At 65.6% G+C, this 1,298-nt stretch carries 2 protein-coding genes and 1 pseudogene; all 3 read right to left on the reverse strand.

Annotation, left to right across the window (positions count from 1 at the left end; all coding sequences use genetic code 11):
- Positions 1-252, reverse strand: a pseudogene (locus tag NW827_RS03600) (AtzE family amidohydrolase); the annotation flags it as partial.
- 21 nt (positions 253-273) lie between these two features.
- A complete protein-coding gene (locus NW827_RS03605; RefSeq protein WP_414503346.1) occupies positions 274-1,044 on the reverse strand; it encodes an amidase family protein in 771 nt (256 codons plus the stop codon).
- Positions 1,041-1,298 (reverse strand): DUF4089 domain-containing protein (locus NW827_RS03610; protein WP_414503347.1); only part of this gene is annotated, 258 nt, incomplete at its 5' end. The genes NW827_RS03610 and NW827_RS03605, both read right to left, overlap by 4 nt.

Here is a 1,298-nt window from a genome sequence, read left to right on the forward strand (position 1 = left end):
GACTGGTGGATAAGAGACAGGGCGATCCCGGGTGGCCGGGTCGAAGTCGTGGGGACGAGTTCGCAGGTGGTGTAGGTGCAGGTTGGCTCCCTTGGCAGCCGTGATCAGAGAGGCAGCGGCGCGGGCGCGCTCGGCCTCCGGGATCCGCACCGTTTGCTGGGCTCCCAGGGCCTGGGCCACCTTTTCCACGCCGGCCAGGATGTGGGGCTCTGCTCCCCGCAGGAAGTAGTCGTCGGCCACGGCAATGCGCAAGCCCTGGATCCCTTGCCCCAATTAACCAAAGGTGGGATCCGCGGGGCGGCGGGTGCAGACGGGATCTTGGGGATCCGGCCCTTGCATGGCATCGAAGCTGAGAGCAAGATCGGCCACCGAACGGGCCAAGGGGCCCACGTGGTCAAAGCTGGGAGCCAACAGGGCTACTCCTGCCCGCGACAGACGGCCATAGGTGGGCTTGAGGCCGTAGATGCCGCACAAGGCGGCGGGCACCCGAATCGAGCCGTTGGTGTCGCTGCCCAGGCTAAGGGGCACCAAGCCCCCGGCCACCGCTGCTGCCGAGCCACCCGAAGAGCCGCCGGCACTGCGGCTGAGATCGTGGGGGTTGCGGGTGGGGCCGTAGTGGCTATTTTCGGTTACAAAGCCGGAGGCGTACTCGTCCATGTTGAGGGTGCCCACTAGGATCGCCCCTGCCTGCTGGAGGCGGGCCACCACCGTGGCATCTCGGGTGGCCGGGGGGTTCTCGCGGTTAATCACCGAGCCGGCCAGGGTGGTGAGGCCGGCCACGTCGAAGAGGTTCTTAACGGCAAAAGGCACCCCCGCCAGGGGGCCCACCGGGATCTCTTTGGCCACCTGTCGATCCAGCCGCTCCGCCGCCTGCAGGGCCGATGCTTCCAGCACGGCTGTAAAGGCATTGAGCTGGGGATCCCGCTGGCGAATCCGCTCCAGACAGGCGGCCACCACTGCCTGGGCGCTCACGGATCCCTGGCGGACGGCCCTGGCAATCGCGAACCCGTCGGCGCTGCCGAGAAGAGGGGAATCTGTGATCATGGCTGGGGGTTGAAGGTAGGATCTGGCTCAACCGTCGGCGGCAGCGGAAACTCCAGCACCTGTTGAGCAAGGGGCAAAAAGCGAGCCAGGTTTTCAATCACCCCCGCCCGATGGTCCGAATGCAGGGATAGTTGCAGCAGTTGGGCCATCGAGTCGACGTAGGTTTCGGGATCCCAGGGTTGCAGCGGTTCGAGGTGTCGTCTTGGGAAAAAATACCACAGGCCCGCTTGCAAAAAACAACAGAACGCGTCCGA

The organism is Synechococcus sp. H70.1 (assembly GCF_047502705.1).
Taxonomy (GTDB): domain Bacteria; phylum Cyanobacteriota; class Cyanobacteriia; order Thermostichales; family Thermostichaceae; genus Thermostichus.

Coding starts and splice junctions, on each gene's coding strand:
- NW827_RS03605 (WP_414503346.1), bottom strand. CDS start 1,044: ATGATCACAGATTCCCCTCTTCTCGGCAGCGCCGACGGGTTCGCGATT.